The 17,110-nt window shown below is 44.7% G+C and carries 13 protein-coding genes; 5 read left to right on the top strand and 8 right to left on the bottom strand.

Annotated elements, in window-relative coordinates:
- Positions 1 to 50 precede the first annotated feature (50 nt).
- The 3 genes from MADE_RS04405 to MADE_RS04395 form a co-directional block, all read right to left on the bottom strand.
- Positions 51 to 3,776, bottom strand: a complete 3,726-nt coding sequence (locus MADE_RS04405; protein ID WP_012517396.1) for an AAA family ATPase — start codon at positions 3,774 to 3,776, stop codon at positions 51 to 53.
- A gap of 2 nt (positions 3,777 to 3,778) precedes the next feature.
- Positions 3,779 to 5,257 carry an exonuclease subunit SbcD gene (gene sbcD, locus MADE_RS04400; protein WP_020745410.1) on the bottom strand — a complete coding sequence of 493 codons (1,479 nt, stop codon included), beginning with the start codon at positions 5,255 to 5,257 and terminating at the stop codon, positions 3,779 to 3,781.
- Between the two features lie 265 nt (positions 5,258 to 5,522).
- A complete protein-coding gene (locus MADE_RS04395; protein ID WP_012517394.1) occupies positions 5,523 to 6,815 on the bottom strand; it encodes a TMEM143 family protein in 1,293 nt (430 codons plus the stop codon).
- Positions 6,816 to 7,055: 240 nt separating this feature from the next.
- Here MADE_RS04395 and MADE_RS04390 point away from each other — a divergent pair, with 240 nt between their 5' ends.
- Positions 7,056 to 7,658, top strand: a complete 603-nt coding sequence (locus tag MADE_RS04390) for a YigZ family protein (RefSeq protein ID WP_012517393.1) — start codon at positions 7,056 to 7,058, stop codon at positions 7,656 to 7,658.
- 122 nt (positions 7,659 to 7,780) lie between these two features.
- Here the strand turns inward: MADE_RS04390 and MADE_RS04385 are convergent, their stop codons facing one another.
- The 3 genes from MADE_RS04385 to MADE_RS04375 form a co-directional block, all read right to left on the bottom strand.
- Positions 7,781 to 8,317, bottom strand: coding sequence for a redoxin domain-containing protein (locus MADE_RS04385; protein ID WP_012517392.1), 537 nt, complete (start codon positions 8,315 to 8,317; stop codon positions 7,781 to 7,783).
- A gap of 270 nt (positions 8,318 to 8,587) precedes the next feature.
- Entirely contained in the window at positions 8,588 to 10,519 is a 1,932-nt protein-coding gene (locus MADE_RS04380; protein ID WP_012517391.1) for a M1 family metallopeptidase, read from the bottom strand.
- A 253-nt stretch (positions 10,520 to 10,772) separates the two neighbouring features.
- The gene (locus tag MADE_RS04375; RefSeq protein ID WP_012517390.1) at positions 10,773 to 11,201 is read right to left on the bottom strand and encodes an organic hydroperoxide resistance protein; all 429 of its coding nucleotides are present in this window, start codon (positions 11,199 to 11,201) and stop codon (positions 10,773 to 10,775) included.
- Positions 11,202 to 11,338: 137 nt separating this feature from the next.
- Here MADE_RS04375 and MADE_RS04370 point away from each other — a divergent pair, with 137 nt between their 5' ends.
- The 3 genes from MADE_RS04370 (at position 11,339) to MADE_RS04360 (ending at position 13,233) form a co-directional block, all read left to right on the top strand.
- Positions 11,339 to 11,779 carry a MarR family winged helix-turn-helix transcriptional regulator gene (locus tag MADE_RS04370; protein WP_012517389.1) on the top strand — a complete coding sequence of 147 codons (441 nt, stop codon included), beginning with the start codon at positions 11,339 to 11,341 and terminating at the stop codon, positions 11,777 to 11,779.
- A gap of 188 nt (positions 11,780 to 11,967) precedes the next feature.
- Positions 11,968 to 12,624 carry a PAQR family membrane homeostasis protein TrhA gene (gene trhA, locus MADE_RS04365; protein ID WP_012517388.1) on the top strand — a complete coding sequence of 219 codons (657 nt, stop codon included), beginning with the start codon at positions 11,968 to 11,970 and terminating at the stop codon, positions 12,622 to 12,624.
- Positions 12,625 to 12,717: 93 nt separating this feature from the next.
- Complete coding sequence (locus tag MADE_RS04360; protein ID WP_012517387.1) at positions 12,718 to 13,233, top strand: protein-tyrosine phosphatase family protein; 516 nt, start codon at positions 12,718 to 12,720, stop codon at positions 13,231 to 13,233.
- A 76-nt stretch (positions 13,234 to 13,309) separates the two neighbouring features.
- On the opposite strand, the gene MADE_RS04355 is transcribed toward MADE_RS04360, so the two are convergent.
- The gene (locus tag MADE_RS04355; protein WP_015066312.1) at positions 13,310 to 14,218 is read right to left on the bottom strand and encodes a hydrogen peroxide-inducible genes activator; all 909 of its coding nucleotides are present in this window, start codon (positions 14,216 to 14,218) and stop codon (positions 13,310 to 13,312) included.
- 330 nt (positions 14,219 to 14,548) lie between these two features.
- Here MADE_RS04355 and MADE_RS04350 point away from each other — a divergent pair, with 330 nt between their 5' ends.
- Positions 14,549 to 15,526 (top strand): universal stress protein, encoded by a 978-nt coding sequence (locus MADE_RS04350; protein ID WP_015066311.1) that lies wholly within the window; start codon positions 14,549 to 14,551, stop codon positions 15,524 to 15,526.
- Positions 15,527 to 15,627: 101 nt separating this feature from the next.
- On the opposite strand, the gene MADE_RS04345 is transcribed toward MADE_RS04350, so the two are convergent.
- A complete protein-coding gene (locus tag MADE_RS04345; RefSeq protein ID WP_012517384.1) occupies positions 15,628 to 16,899 on the bottom strand; it encodes an inorganic phosphate transporter in 1,272 nt (423 codons plus the stop codon).
- Positions 16,900 to 17,110: the final 211 nt, after the last annotated feature.

Genomic DNA, 17,110 nt, shown 5'->3' with positions numbered 1-17,110 from the left:
GCACATACTTGTAAGCAAACGTTTTAGCTACTAATCCCTAAGCGGTGAGTTCACCCCACCGCATAAGGCTTTTCTAGTGCACTTAAGCCCACACCGTTGCGTTTAATTACTTTAAGTTGAGTAGGAATTCGCTCTTTCATGGCCTCGATATGGCTTATGACGCCAATCATTTTTCCACTGGCATTTAAGTTGTCTAGCGCATCGAGGGCCACATCTAAGGTTTCAGCATCAAGGGTTCCAAAGCCTTCATCTAAAAATAGTGAATCGATACTGGTTTTGTGACTTACCAGGTCAGATAACGCCAATGCCAGCGCAAGGCTCACTAAGAAGCTTTCTCCACCCGACAGCGTTTTGGTATCGCGTACCACGTCTCCTTGCCAAGTATCTAAAACACTTAAGCCTAGCCCGTCGTTTTCTTTGCGAATAAGCTGATAGCGACCGTGCAACTTTTCTAGCTGCTGGTTAGCAAGTTGGACAAGGTTGTCCAGCGTAAGCCCTTGTGCAAAACGTCTGAATTTGTCACCGCTTGCCGAACCAATCAACGAATGCAGGTAAGTAATATCATCGTAATAGGTTTCGAACGCGGCCATCTCTTCTACCAGCGTCCTTTGCTTTTCACGGGCTTCATTATTGGCGTTTAACTGCTGTTTAATTTGCCCTAGGGTGGATAACAAAGCGTCTTTTTGTTGCGCTTGCTCGGTAATTTGATTTTCAACCCACTGCATACCATGTTCTTCTAGCTTGCGCTGCCACTGCTGTGCATGGTCACGCGCTGTTAGCGATTGCTGTGTCGCTAGCGCGTTTTCTAGTTTAAGGTCAGCCTGTTGTTTTTGCTGCGTTAATTGCTTTTGCAGCTCAAGCAACTTATTACGGGTTTCTTCATCTAGTAGCGCATTGCTAAACGCTTGCTCATCGGCAAATGGGCTGTTTGCTAGCTGGCGATTAAAGTTCTCAGTCGCCTCTGTAAGTGCCTGCTCTTTCTCGCGTATTTGCTCATTAAGCTGGGCAATTTCTGCTTCTAACCGAGACAAAATAGTATCCGTTTGGTGCAAGCGAGATTGGCATTCACTCAATTTTTGCTCAGCCTGTACTTGGGCGGCGCTTGCTTTACTCCTTACTTCTGAAATATTACCTTCAGGGAATACCGCCATACGTGATTTGCGCAGTTCTATCAGCGTGCTATCTAGCTGCATGAGTTCTTCAGATACGCTTTTAAGCTGTGTTTCTGCACTTTCAATATCACGGTTTAGTACAAGCAAGGTACGACTCACCTCTTGTAGCTCTTCATTAAGGTTGGTGTGCAGTTGATGATTGTGTTTATAAGTTTTGAGCGCTTCGGCTTCTTCATTTAACCACGTAGCAATTCCTTCAATAGGCAGGTTGTGAACTTCAGCACCGTGCGCCGTCATAGTCTCACGAAGTGTTGCAATGCTGTCGTTAACCCCTTTAGTTTTGTTCTCTACTTCTGCGTTGCGTTCGGTGAGTTGCTTTTCCAATGTTTCGCGCCGCTGCATGCTAACGGCAACATCTGACTGTTTGGCTTGCAACGCTTGTTGCGCCTCATTTTTACTCTGCATTGCAGTATTTAATGCTTGCTCACACTGCTCTATGCGCGTTAACTGGGCACTAATGTCATCAAGACGGGTTTTAAACTGCTCGGTAAATTGGGCGACACTTTGTGATGTATTAATGTCGACTTTTTCAAAGCTAGATATATCAGCGCTAAGTACGCTTGAAAACTGCTTCCACTTTTCTACCAACGCATCGCGTTTTGCGTTTGTTTGGTCTAGCTGCTTATTAACCTGGGTAAGGGTTAACTCAGTGTGTGTAACGCTTTCTTTTGCCTGTGCTCCTTGTTGCTCAATATCATCTAACTGCTCTTTTAAGCTGTCACGCTTTTGTACAGTTTCAGGTATATCAATCGCCACGCTAGCCGTAGTGTGCTCGTTAGCTCCACATACCGGACATGGCTCGCCACTTTTTAGCTGGGCGCGCAGGTGTGCCACTTCAGCATCTAGGGCGATCAGCGCCTCTATGTCTTTTAAATTACTGCGTGTTTGTTTGTAGGCGTCAACCAAGGCTTGTCGGTCAGATTGCTGCTGCGCTAGTTTTTTCGATAAGTCTTCCTTCTGTGCACTCAGCGATACTTTGTCTTGCTCTAGTGCCAAATATTGCTGTTGAATATGACCTATCTGAATCAGGTTGTCCCAGTGATGAAGCTTGGTATCCCGCTCTTGTTGAAGACTTGTTTTACTGGTTGCGCTATTTTTATCGGCGTTAGAAAGCGCAGCATTTAACGCCTCTTCACAAGTGGCGACGTTGGCGGTTGCATTATCAAAAGTTTGCGTTAATGTTTTCAGCGCCTGATTCGTTTGTGTAATAGCTTCATCAATTGAGGAAAGCGCGTGGCGGTGCTCTTGGGCGCTTTGTTTAAGTGTCGCTATTTGCTTCTGTTCGCTCTCAATATGCCGCGCAGTTTCACTCCAACCGCTGATAAACTCGGCCATACTGCTGAGTGAGTGGTTTTCATTTAGGTAGGCTTCTAATTCACCCAATTTTTTCTTGTTATCGGCTGACGCATTTTCTATTTCTGTACGCTTTTTAGTTAGCGCATTTATGGAGCGCGTAAACTGCGCAGCGCTGTCATTTGCTTTTTGTTGGGCGGCTGTACTCTGCGCTATATTATTATCTAACGGAACGACCTGCTCGTTTATGCGCTTTTCAAGTTCACTGCTTTGTTGCTTAGTTTGAAGTAGCGCTCGTTCAGCATTGGTCACTTCCGAGCTAAGCTGTTCTTTTTGCGTTTTTAATTCGGGAAGCTGAGCCGCTTTTTCATTGAGCTTTTCTTTGTAGCCTGATAGGTCTTGCTGAAGCCCGTTTCGCTGCAAAAAAGGGAGGCGAAGCTTTTCGGCGGGCTCACTGTGAGTTAGCACATTAAGTTCTTGTTTCGCCTCATCGATCGCATTATTCGCAGCAAGCTGTGCTTCTTTCGCCTCTTTAAGCGCGAGTGCATTGGTGTTGAATGATTGTTGCCATTGCTGTTGCTGTTGTAGTTCAGTAAGTGTTTGGTTAAACGCCGCAACTTGACCATTAATACCGTCTTGATCTTCTTCCAACTGGGTAATTTGCTCATTGCTAAGTAACGTTACCCCTTCAAGCTTTATCGCGAATTCTTTTTTCTTTTGTTTAGCCTCGCTAAATTGCTGATGTACTGCTTGTGATATTTGCCCATAGATTTCAGTACCAGTTAGTTCTTCAAGTAACTCAGCCCTGTCGCCTTCATTGGCATTTAGAAAGGCAGCAAAGTCGCCCTGCGACAACATCATAGATTTTGTGAAGCGCGCAAAGTTCAGACCAGTGAGCTTTTCTATCTCTTCATTTTTAGGGCGAACTTGGGTTGCTAGCACATCGCCACTTTCAACTTCAGCCAGCTCAACATCGGCACTTTGCAGATTACCGTCAACTTTTCCTCTGGCGCGGCGCATGCTCCAAAACGCACGGTACGCTTTACCCTTAATATCAAACTCAACTTCCGCCAAACACTCCGCTGTACCGCGAGTCATAATGTCGTTGTTCGACGTTGATATAGGCCCAAGTCGAGGCGTTTGGTGATATAAAGCTAAACATATTGCATCGAGCAGGGTGGTTTTACCCGCACCGGTTGGGCCAGTAATGGCAAACAAGCCGTTGTCGATAAAGGGTGACTGAGTGAAATCTATCTTCCACTCCCCTTTAAGGGCATTTAAATTTTTAAGGCGTAAGGTCAATATTCTCATTTTCAATCGCCCCGCGTTTCTTTGTTTGGTTCAGATTCGCTTGCAGGCTTTGATTGTACTAGCCCTTCGCTGTTTTCTAAGTCTTCTTTATTGGTATGCACTAGCGCTACGGCTTCGGCAAACAAATGTTTAATACGCTTAATACGTGACGGCTCAGTATTTTTCTGCGGCAGTTCTGAAGCCTCGTTGGACGTTTCATTAGGTTCCTCATCCAACGACTCTAGCGCTAAGCGCGCTTCAAAAACCTCGTTCACTGACAGCTCGCTAAGCTGAATATTTTGCTTTTCGCTCAGGCTTTTCACCGTGCGCTTACGCATGCGTTTTAGCTGAAGAATTTCAGCGTTTTTACCTTCTAATAAGCCCTGAATTCGCTGCTGTAAATCAGTCAGATAGTCTTCGGTTTCAACCTCAATACACAACCACACGGGGTCTTTTGAGCCAAAAGGTTTTTCGTTAGAACTAGAAGCTTCATGGCTAGCGAGAGGTTCTGAACTGGCGTTTTGGTCTTCGTTTGCTAGGGAAGCATAGGCTATGGCTTCGCTTTCATTAATCATCGCCTCAATCGCTTTTAAGTCCCCTTTTATTACTTCCATGGCTTGAAAACGAGGTACTGGAAGGGTTGAGATATTGGGTGTCGTACTTACCCCATCAAACTCCACCAGCACGATTTGTTTTTGAGAAGTTAATTCATCAAAGCTTAGCGGTATAGGCGAGCCTGAATAGCGAATGTGTTCGGCTTTCGCTACCTTTTGGGGTCTATGGATGTGGCCTAATGCGATATAGTCGGCTGGCGGAAAACCTTTGGCGTCAAAGCCTTCAAGGGTGCCAATGTAGATATCACGCACACTTTCAGACTGACTTACACCCAAGGCGGTTAAATGCCCCGTGGCGATAATGGGAATAGCAGCGCTATGATCAATGCCCTCTTCTAATCGATTATTCCCCAATGTATTGCGTAGTGTTAGGGCTTCACTATAAAGCGACGCATAGTGCTGTTTTATTGCATTGCCCAGCGCTTGGCGCTTGTCAGTTGCGCTTTGCCCTGACTCACTTACCAATACATCACGAGGGCGAATAAATGGCACAGCACAAAGCACGGCACTGGGCTGACCCTTGCGGTTTTTAAGCGCAATCACCTGTTCACTTATTTCTCCATATGTACTGGCTATCACATGACTATTTAAATATTTCAGTAGCGCCTTGCTTTCATTTAGTACCGACACCGAGTCGTGATTTCCCCCCAGCACCACTAGCGTACACTGCATGCCTTGTAATTCACCGATAAACGCATGGTATAGCTCTCGGGCATAGCTTGGCGGCGTGCCAGTGTCAAACACATCGCCCGCGACAATAATCGCATCTATTTGATGCGCTTCTACTTGTTGGAGAAGCCATTTAAGGAAAGCGGCATGTTCTTTTTTGCGACTTTTCGTAAAAAAACTCTGACCTAAATGCCAGTCAGATGTATGCAATATTTTCATGTAGAAGTGAACCAGGCTTGTTGCATTGGAGATAGAGAAACGCATTCGGCGCAATGCGGCTTTTGCCATGGTGTGTCGATGTTGGTCAACGCACCGTACAGCAACTATAGAGATTTTGTGGTTTTATGACAATGGTTTGTATTAAGGGCACATGACTAGGAGTACGGATAGAAAGCAAAGGGCACCGCTGGCTTTATTAAACGTGTGGTGTCTAAAAGCGTAGGTGACTGACATCTAATTTATCGCAGTAGCCAAATAAAACCGTTCACACCGGTTGATAAATATTGTCCCAGTAATCATCGAGTATCTTCACGGCATCGTTGAGCGCTCGTGCTGCAAAAATATCACCGTTTTGCTCAACCAGATCCATAGCCACCAGTTTATCAATGGCATCGGTAACGTCGAAATCGAGCGCACAGTTGTGTTCTTCTAAAAAGTAGGTTTCTATTGCACTATCTAGCGTTGCTAATGTCATTCCACCTGCGGCAATCTCCCGCTCTGCACGCACCGCGCAGAATGCAGCACCACCTTCTACAGACACTTCTCTACATTTAAGCAAAAATGTATAAGCCAACAAGGCTTCTTTGCAATCCTCTTCCTCTGCTGCATCGATTAACGTGTGAAACACACCTGCGTTATTGTCTAAATTTTTGAAATACAGGTTGTCGGAAAGGGCCTTCATAAACCGAATTTTTCTGTTTTTAAACTTTGTCCATTCCTTGAAGATAAAGCTACCAAATACCCCCATGCCAATACCAAAAGTAATTAAACTTTGCTTCGTTAACTCCACTTCGTCATCTTTAAAGCCTAGCCAAAATGCGATAAACGACGCCACAAGTAGTAATGAAGCACCTAACTTAGTCACTAAGACAACCGTGCCGCCTATTGCAGCCGATGCGCTAATGATTAACTTATCTAGCGGCCGCATCTTCACTTCGCTATTGGGAAACAGCATTTCGAGATCGGCTTTAGGTACGTTTTGAAAAAGCTTAACTATGGTTGAGCCAGGTTTAAACGTTAACACCTTCTGCCCTTTTTCTTTAAAATAGGCTTCATCTTTAAAGGTAATATACACGGCTACTTTGTCGTAGTTAGTGAACGACACCTCTTTTTTCCTCAAACCGAAAAAAGTACGCACGGTTTCAGTTTTCACCGACTCGCCCCGTCGATAAAAAACCACGTCGTCAAAATCGTCAAAGCAAACCGCAAGACGCACTTTAAATAGCGATTCTTCACTAAGCGCAGCGGCTAAATCTTCGTCTGTGACTTTCTCGAAATTGGCCGCATCAAGGAGACTAGCAAATCCCTTAGAAAACGCTTTTTGGTTCTGCTTTCGCAACCTTTCATCCGCAGGCTGCAATTCTCGTGTGTCCTTATTTGGGTCAAAATAACTGTAGCTATTTTTTAACGCTTCTAGTTGCTCGTGGTACTGGTAGTGAATACGATTCACCAGCAAGGTTGAGAAAATACGAAAGTTTGTAGTGTCACGTGCAAGCAAATTTTCACACAAAGTGGCGACGTCGCGCTTGCGAAAAGGAATAAATCGTTCTAGTGGCATGAAGTAGTCTTATAAGTTTTTTTGCATTCTGTACGGTGTAAATAGTTACCGTAGTACAAGTAAAAAACAACTACTCTTCACAGAATTAAGCCCAATGGATAATGCTTAATGTATCGGAAACGATTTCAGGTACTCTCCGTTAAGCAAACAGCGAACGAGGGGCTGTTGATAATCACCGGCCCTCTGTTAGTTAACACGTAGCGCGTTTACCTTATTATTGTCTTGGCTTACAATGCGCTAATGACTTATCCCGTTCCCGCCAAACAGGTTGAAACCCTGTACGAAATTAAAAAAAGCAAATTCATTGCTTGTGCCGGCTTTGCCAACTCTCGTGAAAGTGCAATGGCGCTTTTAGACAGCGTTAAACAACAATACCCTGATGCTCGCCACCACTGCTGGGCTTATGTTTTTGGAAATCCTAGCTCGCCAACGAGTGCAGCCATGGCAGATGACGGTGAGCCTAGCGGTACAGCAGGCAAGCCTATTCTAAATGTGCTTCAGCACAAAGATATTGGCGATATCATGGTAATTGTTACGCGCTACTTTGGCGGAATTAAGCTTGGCGCAGGAGGATTGGTTCGTGCCTATTCGGCAGCAGCTCAGCAAGCAATTGACGCACTAGAAGTAAGACAAGAAGTTCGTTTAGAAACGCTCAACGTTGATATTGATTTCAAACACGAGCAGTTTGTACGACATTTAGCTGAGCAAGCACAGGGAGAAATTGGTTCGTGCGATTACACTAGCAGTGTGTTGATGGCGGTTAAACTTCCCGAAAACGCAGTAGATAATTTCAAACAGCAACTGGCTGCAATTGCATTTTCCATTAATGAGTGCGAGATATAGTTCAGTTTACTTCTTTGTCCATAGGGGCACTCACTAAAAGCCTGAGAAAGACCTCGGTAAAACCACAGGCACTGGAAACAGCGCCAGGTGAATCCCACCTACCGCTGTTAAAACATCAAAAATTAGCTTTTAAGCGTGCCGCGAATAGGATAATTGTTATCGGGGTTACGAATAAACTCTAAGCCCGACACCAACTGTTCCAAATCCGGACGAACAAAAGGCGCGTTGGCAATTTCAGCAATATGAATTTCGTTGTCACTGTTAAGCACAAATAACGCGGGTTCAGCGAAGTTATGATCGGTTTCTTTTTCTGAGCGTGGTTCAGAAATGTATAAGCCAAGCTTTTCCATATCACTTTGTGATAAACCACATGCAATAGGGAAGTTTATGGATAGCTCATCAAGATGTTCGTCAAGCTGTGCTTTGCTATCGCCGCTTACTGCAACTACATCAATATTCATTTCACGAAGGCGGCCAGTGAAGTCTTCGAGTTTATTTAAGTATTTAGTACAGATCGGGCAATGCTTGCCGCGAAAAACGACGACCATTTTCCAGTCGCATCCCTCTTCTTTGTTAGTCAACGATACCGTTTCACCAGTTGATAATGTAACGCTAACTTCAGGAAAAGTGGCGGCTGGGTGCATTTTTTGTGTATACATAGAGACTCCTTAACAATTAATCTGAATCCTTCAACGCACGGCAAGCAGGTCGCTTGTTTTGCCGTACTAGAACTACACTAGGTAAACTTAATACGTTAAACCTAACGTTCAGATCGCCTTTTTGAACAATCGTTCAAATTTTTTCGATGTAAAGGCTTAAAGGTCACCAACGTGTTATAGGGAATTAAAAAAACGAGAGATAAAAAAAGCAGCGCCGAATGCGCTGCTTTTTTGTGTGGCAAAGCCATCGATATATTCAAGCGCTGAGGATTAGTTTACGTATCCCTCATTGGCTCTAACGGTGAGCGGGTGATAGCCCGGTTTCGCTTCTTCAAAGGCGCGCTTCGCAAACGCCTTGCCGTCGGGCGTTTTTGATAGCTCACGATACAGCGGCTTAACCAGTTTATTGCGTCCTATCGACACTAGATAGGTGTACAAACGATCAAAAGCAGGTTGGTAGTTATTTTCTACCGCGATCATCAGCCAGCTATGAGCAATTTCGTTGTTCTTTGTTGACGTTAACGAAAATGCCTTGTCCAATTCAGCAAGCTGTGGCTCAGTCAATGTTTCAGGCATATTGTTCAGGAAGTATAACCACTCGTGTACCGTCCATTGTGCCGTTTCTATATCCGCCGCGTTTACATCACCTGAAAGCCATGCCGTGCGTGTATCATCGATTTTGGTGAAAGCATCAGATTCTGGCTGAGGTGCATCTTCCGGAAGACCCGGTTCGAAAATCCAAGTATTTATGCGCTTAGCATCGAGTTTATCTGGGTATTGCTTCAATAGAGTTTCATCTAAATAAGCGATAAATGTGTCGGTGGTTATGCTCTTAAAAGCAAAGTCTTTAAAGTACTGCATTAAAAACGCGTCAAAGTTTTCGCGACCTATTTTTTGCTCAATTTCACGTAAAAATAGTGCGCCTTTTTCATAGGGAATATTCGAGAAAACATCGTCTGGGTTGCGGCCACGAAGGTCGATAGCTAAGATCTCGTCGTTTTCATCTAACGCTGCAATATCGTTCTCTAAGTCTTGATAACCTAGCACTGCTTCTTTTTTAAAACGATCATGACCATAGATCATTTCCATAATTCTGTAAGTTAAATAAGTGGTGAACCCCTCGTTTAACCACAGATCGCGCCACGTTGCGTTAGTTACGGTGTTGCCCGACCAGCTGTGTGCAAGTTCGTGGGCAATCAATGAAACCAAGCTCTTATCACCGGCAATAACCGTTGGTGTGATAAACGACAAGCGAGGGTTTTCCATGCCACCAAACGGGAACGACGGCGGTAGAATAAGCAGGTCATAACGATCCCACTGGTAGGGACCATAGGTTTCTTCTGTTACTTCAAGCATCGCTTCAGTGTCTTCAAACTCTTTCGCTGCGCTTTCAAGAAGTGCTGGCTCTGCATACACACCAGTACGTTCACCCATGGCTTTAAACTTCAGATCACCGATTGCCAACGCAATAAGATACGACGGAATAGGCTGTGGCATGGTGAACTCATATTCGCCGTCGCGCTTTGTTGTAGGGTCGTTCGACGCGCTCATTACCGCCAACAGAGCTTCAGGTGTTTTTATGATCGCGTCATAGGTCACGCGCACCTGTGGTGAATCTTGAAGGGGAATAAAGCTTCGTGCGTGAACCGCTTGGGCTTGTGTAAATAGAAACGGATGCTGTTTACCTGCCGTTTGTGCTGGCGTTAACCACTGCACGCCAGAGGCGTCAGGTGATGTGGAATAGGCTACGGTTACTGAATTCGCAGCGCTAGGTAACGTAATGGTAAGAGGCGTACCTAAATCAGGATCGGTCTTGCCTATTTCAAAGGGAACGCTTTCACCATTAACAGTGACACTGTCGATGTCTAGAGCGCGTGTATCCAATACCAACGTATTGTTTTCAGGCTTTGCGCGCTTTACATCAAGTGTTACATCGCCAACGAGCTGTTTGGTCTCGAAATTTGCGGTGAGGTCTAGGCTTAAGTGCGTAACCCGAACTTCATTAGGGTTCGCAAACGAATGATAGTCTACGCCAGACGCAATGGTAGCATCGTCGCGTTTTTCTGCTTCGACATTCAAGACCGCGCTTTCATTGACGGCCTGCTCTTTATCTGTTTTCGCTGTGTCTACACTGCTGTTATCACTGCACGCGAACAACACAGGCGCGCATACGAATGTAGCCAGTACTCCGTATTTTTTCATATAACTTCCTAAAGAATGGTTGATACCGTTTCAGTGTATCAAGCTGTAATATGACTGGCGACTCTAATTCGAAGCGCTGCCTTTTCAATGCGCTGAATTTAGAACACAGTAGCGTGGATACTGGCGTTCGAACTAAATCAATTACAAACGTAGCTATAAGAACTGGCGTGGCGATTTCAAAGGGTGTAAGCAATCTACGTAAATGAATACGCCCGCTGTAACGGGCGTGATTACTGAACCCGTAGCGGCATAATTAGGCTAGATTGATATCTACTTCAATATTACCGCGGGTTGCGTTTGAATATGGGCATACCTGATGCGCAGTATCTACCAAACTTTGCGCTTGGGTTTTATCCATATCCCCTAAATCTACCGTCAGCTTTACCGCAATGGCGAAGCCTTGATCAATGGGGCCAATTGATACATCACCGGTAACACTTATGTCGTCAGCTAACTTTATTTTTTGCGATGCAGCCACGTGTTTAAGCGCGCCAATAAAACACGCTGAATAACCTGCTGCAAACATCTGTTCGGGGTTAGTACCTTCACCACCTGCGCCTCCCAGCTCTTTGGGTGTAGACAGGTCAAGGTCTAGCTTACCATCGCTTGATTTGGCCGTTCCTTCACGGCCACCCGTTGCGGTTGCAGTACCGGTATAAACCACTTGTTGAAGCTTATGCATAGTTGCTCTCCTATTTGGCAAATTCAATTTAATACTTTGCATACAAAACAACTTAACACTAAGGTGACTTGCAGTTCAAGTACTTTGTATGCAAAATACATTTATCGTTTATCGTCGAACAAACTTAGGAAAGCGCCGTGTCAGAATTGTTAAAGTTAGAAAATCAGCTTTGTCATCGGTTTTATACGCTGTCAAACGCGTTTACTCGCGCCTACAGGCCTCTTCTAAAAGCGCTAGATATTACCTACCCTCAATACGTAACCTTAATGGCGCTTTGGGAAACTGATCACATTACTATTGCTGAACTTCTAGAGAGAACCGCCATTGACGGAGGAGCAATGTCCCTAATACTTAAAAAACTTGAGGACAAGGACTTCTTAATGGTTAATAAAGATGAAACCGACAAACGTGTTAAACGCGTACAGCTCACTAAAATGGGAAAAGAAAAGAAAACCATAGCAGAAGAAGTACCGGCGCAAATGTTGTGCAAACTCAAAGGTATGAGTGCAGAAGAAAGCCGCGAATTGGTTAAACTACTCGACAAATTAGGCGGCTGTTTTCAGAACGCTGAGTTGTAACGCCACTTTGTAATCTCTGCGTCATCATACCGGCCGCGTTATCTGTTATTATTTACACATTGAGCGAACAAGTGTGCGCTATAATTGTCAAAGGTATGCGAATAGCTTAGTAAACTCGTTTTTATGCTGGTAGCTATCTACAAACAAGAGGTACACATATTTCTACTGATAAGGATACAGAGGCCGTAATGACAGACGTAAAGGAACAAACAAAAGTTATTTCTGCCAAAGCTTACTCCGTTTTAGAAGAATGGCTTAACAGCATTACTCACGGCATTGGCTTTGTTGCGGCGATTGTAGGTTTAGTCTTCATGCTGTACCGCGCAGAAGACACGCTTGCCTTAACTACCGCTGCTATTTATGGCTCTACACTTATTTTGGTGTTTCTGAGTTCAACCCTTTATCACGCAATTTCTCATCAAAAAGCGAAGGGATGGCTTAAACTATTTGACCACAGTGCAATATACTTATTGATAGCAGGTACTTACACACCGCTTTTATTAGTGGCAATAGGTGGCGTACTAGGTATTACCATGACTGCAATTATTTGGAGTCTTGCGATTGGTGGAGTGGCATTTAAATTAATTGCGCAACACCGCTTCCCAAAAGTATCGGTCATGACCTATTTGCTAATGGGCTGGATTGCACTGGGACTTATCTACCCACTTTATGTCGCCCTTCCAGGTGCTGGTCTTTGGTTATTGGTAGCAGGCGGCCTGTGTTTCAGCGTAGGTGTGTGCTTTTATGTGGCGAAAAAGGTAAAGTATACCCATGCTATTTGGCACATGTTCGTTATTGGCGGATGTAGCTGCCATTACTTTTCTATTTATTATTTTGTCGTGTAACAAGAGGCTCTGATACCGCTACTATGGCAACCCCAATTAAAAAGCCATTTAAGGCCCTATTTAAAAATTCATGCAAGCGCAATACTAAACACCATGCAAAAAACTGAGAAAAAGGAAGATAGCACAACAGCAACACCCAATATCGCATGGTTTTCACTGCGCGCAGGTCAGATATGTTTGGGAAAAAAGCCTGTAGAAAGTGACTTTGAACGACTTAAATCACTAGGCGTAACCCACATTGCCACGGTACAAACCAGTGAAGAACACGCGCCAATTATTCGCGACCGTTCATTAGCTGCTGGGTTAGAGTGGCTATGGGTTCCCTTTATGCACCCGTCGTCAGAATCGCCTACTGAGGATGTGCACCTCCACCAATATCTTCATGAACTGTCTCAAATGTTGACAGAGGGAGCGAAGATATATTTGCACTGCGATGGCTCACAGCACCGCTGTAGCTTGTTATTCTACGCACTTTGTCACTATTGCCGTATACCATCTAGCAGTGCCTACAATGCGCTGCATAGTTTTGGCGCAAACGCGGCAAATAATCTGCTTAGATCCGAACTAACATGGGCGGCAGAATTGGGGCATATTGCACCTAAAATGTAGTCTATAAAAAAGCGGCTACACGCAAGGGTTCAGCCGCTTTGAATAAAGACTAAAGAAAGTGCACTCAGCAGTAACGCTATTTCAGCGTGGGTATAGGCAGTAGTGGCGAGATAATTTCACCAATTCGACGGAATAGCTGCATACGGGTTGTGCCTGAGCGCCATACCAAACCAATTTCTCGAAAGCCCTGCTCTTCTGCTGGAAAACTTTTTAGACCAGTGTGCTCAAGAATAGACTGGTTTATCGCAAGTTCCGGTAAGAAGGTATAGCCCATTTTACTATTTGCCAGCTGCACCAAGGTATATAGGCTACTTGCTGCAACACTGCTAATTTGATCACTATGCTGAAGATTACACGCGCTCACCGCATGCCCCGTCATACAATGTTCTTGCTGAAGCAGAAAAATACTCTTTTTCGGTAAACCTGAAATATCTACGGGACTAGGCAGTTGTTCCGCCATATCTTTGTGCGCTATAAGATGGAAGGGGTCGTGGCCCAATACCATCTGCTTACACCCTGGGGTTTCCATTGGAAGCGCTAAAATTAGTAAATCTAACCTACCGTCTGTTAACTGTTGTAAGAGCTTTTCAGTGGTATCTTCCTGCATTTCTAAATTAATTTCAGGAAGGAAGGCTGAGAAGGCCCCCATCATTCCTTCAAAAAGAAACGGCGCTATTGTTGGTATAACACCAAGCTTAAGCGTTCCACGCTGCCAGTTGCCCGCATTTTGAGCATACTCGACCAATTCCCCCGCTTCTTGCAGCAGCACTTTACTGCGCTCAACAATATCTAAGCCTAATGAAGTAAAAACAAAGGTCTTGTGTTCACGCTCAAGTAATTGACTACCAAAATGCTCTTCTAAATTTTGAATGGCCGTACTTAATGTTGACTGACTTACATTACAACGCTGAGCAGCGCGGTGGAAGTGTTGCTCTTGGTGAAGCGTCACCAAATAGTGTAGGTGCTTAAGATTTGGCCATTTCATAGGCATCTCTCTATTATTTAAAGGGATTAAAAGATAATGGTTTAATCTAACATAAAGATTATATACAGCCTAGCCGCTCACCGAGACTATTCTTGTAAAGGCCATAGTTTGCGAATTACATTCACTTTCATACCGCTTGTATGAGAAGGTTTTAAGAATTCTATCGCCGCCCGCTGGAAAGCCATTAGAAGTAGCGTTAGGATTCAATTAAATAAAGCTTTTTAGTTGCCATCGAAGTCAAAACTATGACCTTCACGGCATATTTATACAGCGAAGTGGAACCCACTCTTGTATCATTAACGCATAGAACGAATAAATACCGAGGGCAGTATGAAAGGACATTATAAAAACATTTTATGTGTGTTGAGCGATTCTCATCGGCAGGATGACACCGTTGCCCAAGCACTGCATATCGCTAAAGCCCATCAAGCCTCGCTTACCATTATGCTCTCTTTAGAAGCATTGCCGCCTAACGCCAGCATGGTGATGGAGTCATTTTCATATGTTGATTCTCAGCAAACTATGGAAAAGCAGGCTGAACTTTGGCTTAAAGAACAGGCTGAAAGCTGGAGTGAAAACTACAAGGTTTCTACCGCTGTAACCGTGGGGCATCCACTAATTGACGTGGTGCGCTATGTGGTAAAAAACAATATAGATTTAGTCATAAAGCGGGCTGAGGAAAGCTTTTTAGATAAGCTATTTGGTAGCTTAGATATGCAGCTGTTTCGCAAATGCCCCTGCCCTTTGTGGATAATTAACCATAAACCGCGTAGCCAATACAAGAACGTGGTAGCCGCACTGGACCTTAATTACCATTATCCAAGTCACGAAGTGTCAATAAGGCGTGACCTTAACCGCGATATATTGCGACATGCAAGCCAGATAGCGCTGCTAGAGTTTGCTCAACTGCATATTGTTCACGTATTTGATGCTGTACCGGAAAATATCGCAAGAGATGGCTTTATTACCGTAGACAACGACCGAATGGAAACGGACCTTGCGAAAATTCACGCCGAGCGTGAGAAAGAATTAGAGAAGCTACTTAATGAACTAGCTGAAGAGCTTGACGACAATGTGTGGGAGTACTTACAGCCTAAAAATCACATTGTCCACGGTTACCCTCGCAGAGAAATTGCAGCCACAACCACGTCCCTTGATACTGACATTATCGTAATGGGCACAGTATCTCGCTTAGGCGTGCCTGGCTATATTATGGGTGATACCGCCGAAGAGACCATCCACCAATTGAAGTGCGCTGTCGTGGGCGTTAAGCCAAGAGGGTTTGAAACGCCTATATCGCTAGACTGAGCGCTTTGCAGTTCACACTTTATACGAACACAAACAAAAAGGCCGCGCTTCAAGAAGCGCGGCCTTTTTTTATATCTACATACATGTAAGCGTTATTGGCGTTACGCTACGCCGAATGCTGCTTTTAAGATGAAGAAGAAAATAATTGAAAGTAGTGCACCTGCCGGCAAAGTTACAATCCAGGATACAACGATATTTCTCACAATGCCCAAGTTCAGTGCTGAAACGCCTCGCGCTAAACCTACACCTAACACGGCACCCACCAATGTTTGCGTTGTTGAAATTGGCAGACCTGTACCCGATGCAATAACCACCGTACAGGCTGCAGCAAGTTCTGCAGCAAAGCCACGGCTTGGCGTTAAGTGAGTAATACCCTGACCAATCGTTTTAATAACACGATGACCAAATAGAGCCAGGCCAGCTACGATACCTAAACCACCTAACGGCAGGATCCACCAGGCCAAAGTGGCACTTGAATTAATCTCACCACCGCTGGTCACCACGCTTACCACTGCCGCGAGAGGACCAATAGCATTAGCCACGTCGTTCGAGCCATGGGCGAAGGCCATACTGCATGCAGTAACAACCATAAGCAGCGCGAAGACTTTCTCTACGTTTGCCGCCTGTAAATCGGCATCTTCAGAGCCGCTAAACTTCATACGGCCGATAAACCATTTACCCACGAAGCCCAATGCCACGGCAATAGCAATCGCCAAAAGATAACCGTTAACAGCACTCAGTTCTAAACCTACGTGCTTCAAGCCTTTCTTAATGGTAACCAATGACATAACGAAGCCCGCTAACGCCATGTAAAATGGCACATAGCGCTTGGCGTAAACAAACGGTGAGTCGGTTTGGAAAATGAGCTTGTGAGCGCTCATAAAGATAAGGTACGCGATAATGCCTGATATGGCTGGCGTTACCACCCAACTACCTACAATGCCGCCTACTTTACCCCACGCTACCGCATCCATACTCACGCCAGTGGCAGTGAAACCAATAATAGCGCCGATAATTGAATGCGTAGTAGAAACGGGCCACCCCAACCATGACGCCACAGCAAGCCAAATCCCGGCAGCTAGTAGCGATGATATCATGCCCAATACAAGGTATTCAGGGATGTCTATAAAGAAGGTTGAGTCGATAATTCCTTTTCGAATAGTAGACGTTACTTCGCCACCGGCTAGGTAGGCGCCAGCAAACTCAAATATCATTGCAATGATAATAGCTTGTTTAATAGTTAAAGCTTTAGAACCTACCGACGTACCCATTGCGTTGGCAACGTCATTTGCTCCAATACCCCATGCCATGACGAAACCAACGCCGGCGGCAAGGATAATAAGAATTAGGCCATAACTTTCAAAAAATTCCACGGATAATCGCTCCCGATCTAAACGCGATTTAGGCTGGACGCTACTTGAGTAAGTAGCATGATCTCTTCGCCATTAAGGCTAGAGAAAGAAGTTAAAGACAAATTGTGTTCTATCATAATGTTCGATTAAATTTTGCACGATCTGTTCTTGGCTGCGGCGCATGATAACGTAATCGTCATAGAAGCCATAGCAAAAATCATCGAAAAACGAT

It is taken from the genome of Alteromonas mediterranea DE (assembly GCF_000020585.3).
Classification (GTDB): domain Bacteria; phylum Pseudomonadota; class Gammaproteobacteria; order Enterobacterales; family Alteromonadaceae; genus Alteromonas; species Alteromonas mediterranea.
The sequence above is the reverse complement of the archived record's forward strand: the minus strand, read 5'-3'. Positions and strand labels throughout refer to the sequence as shown.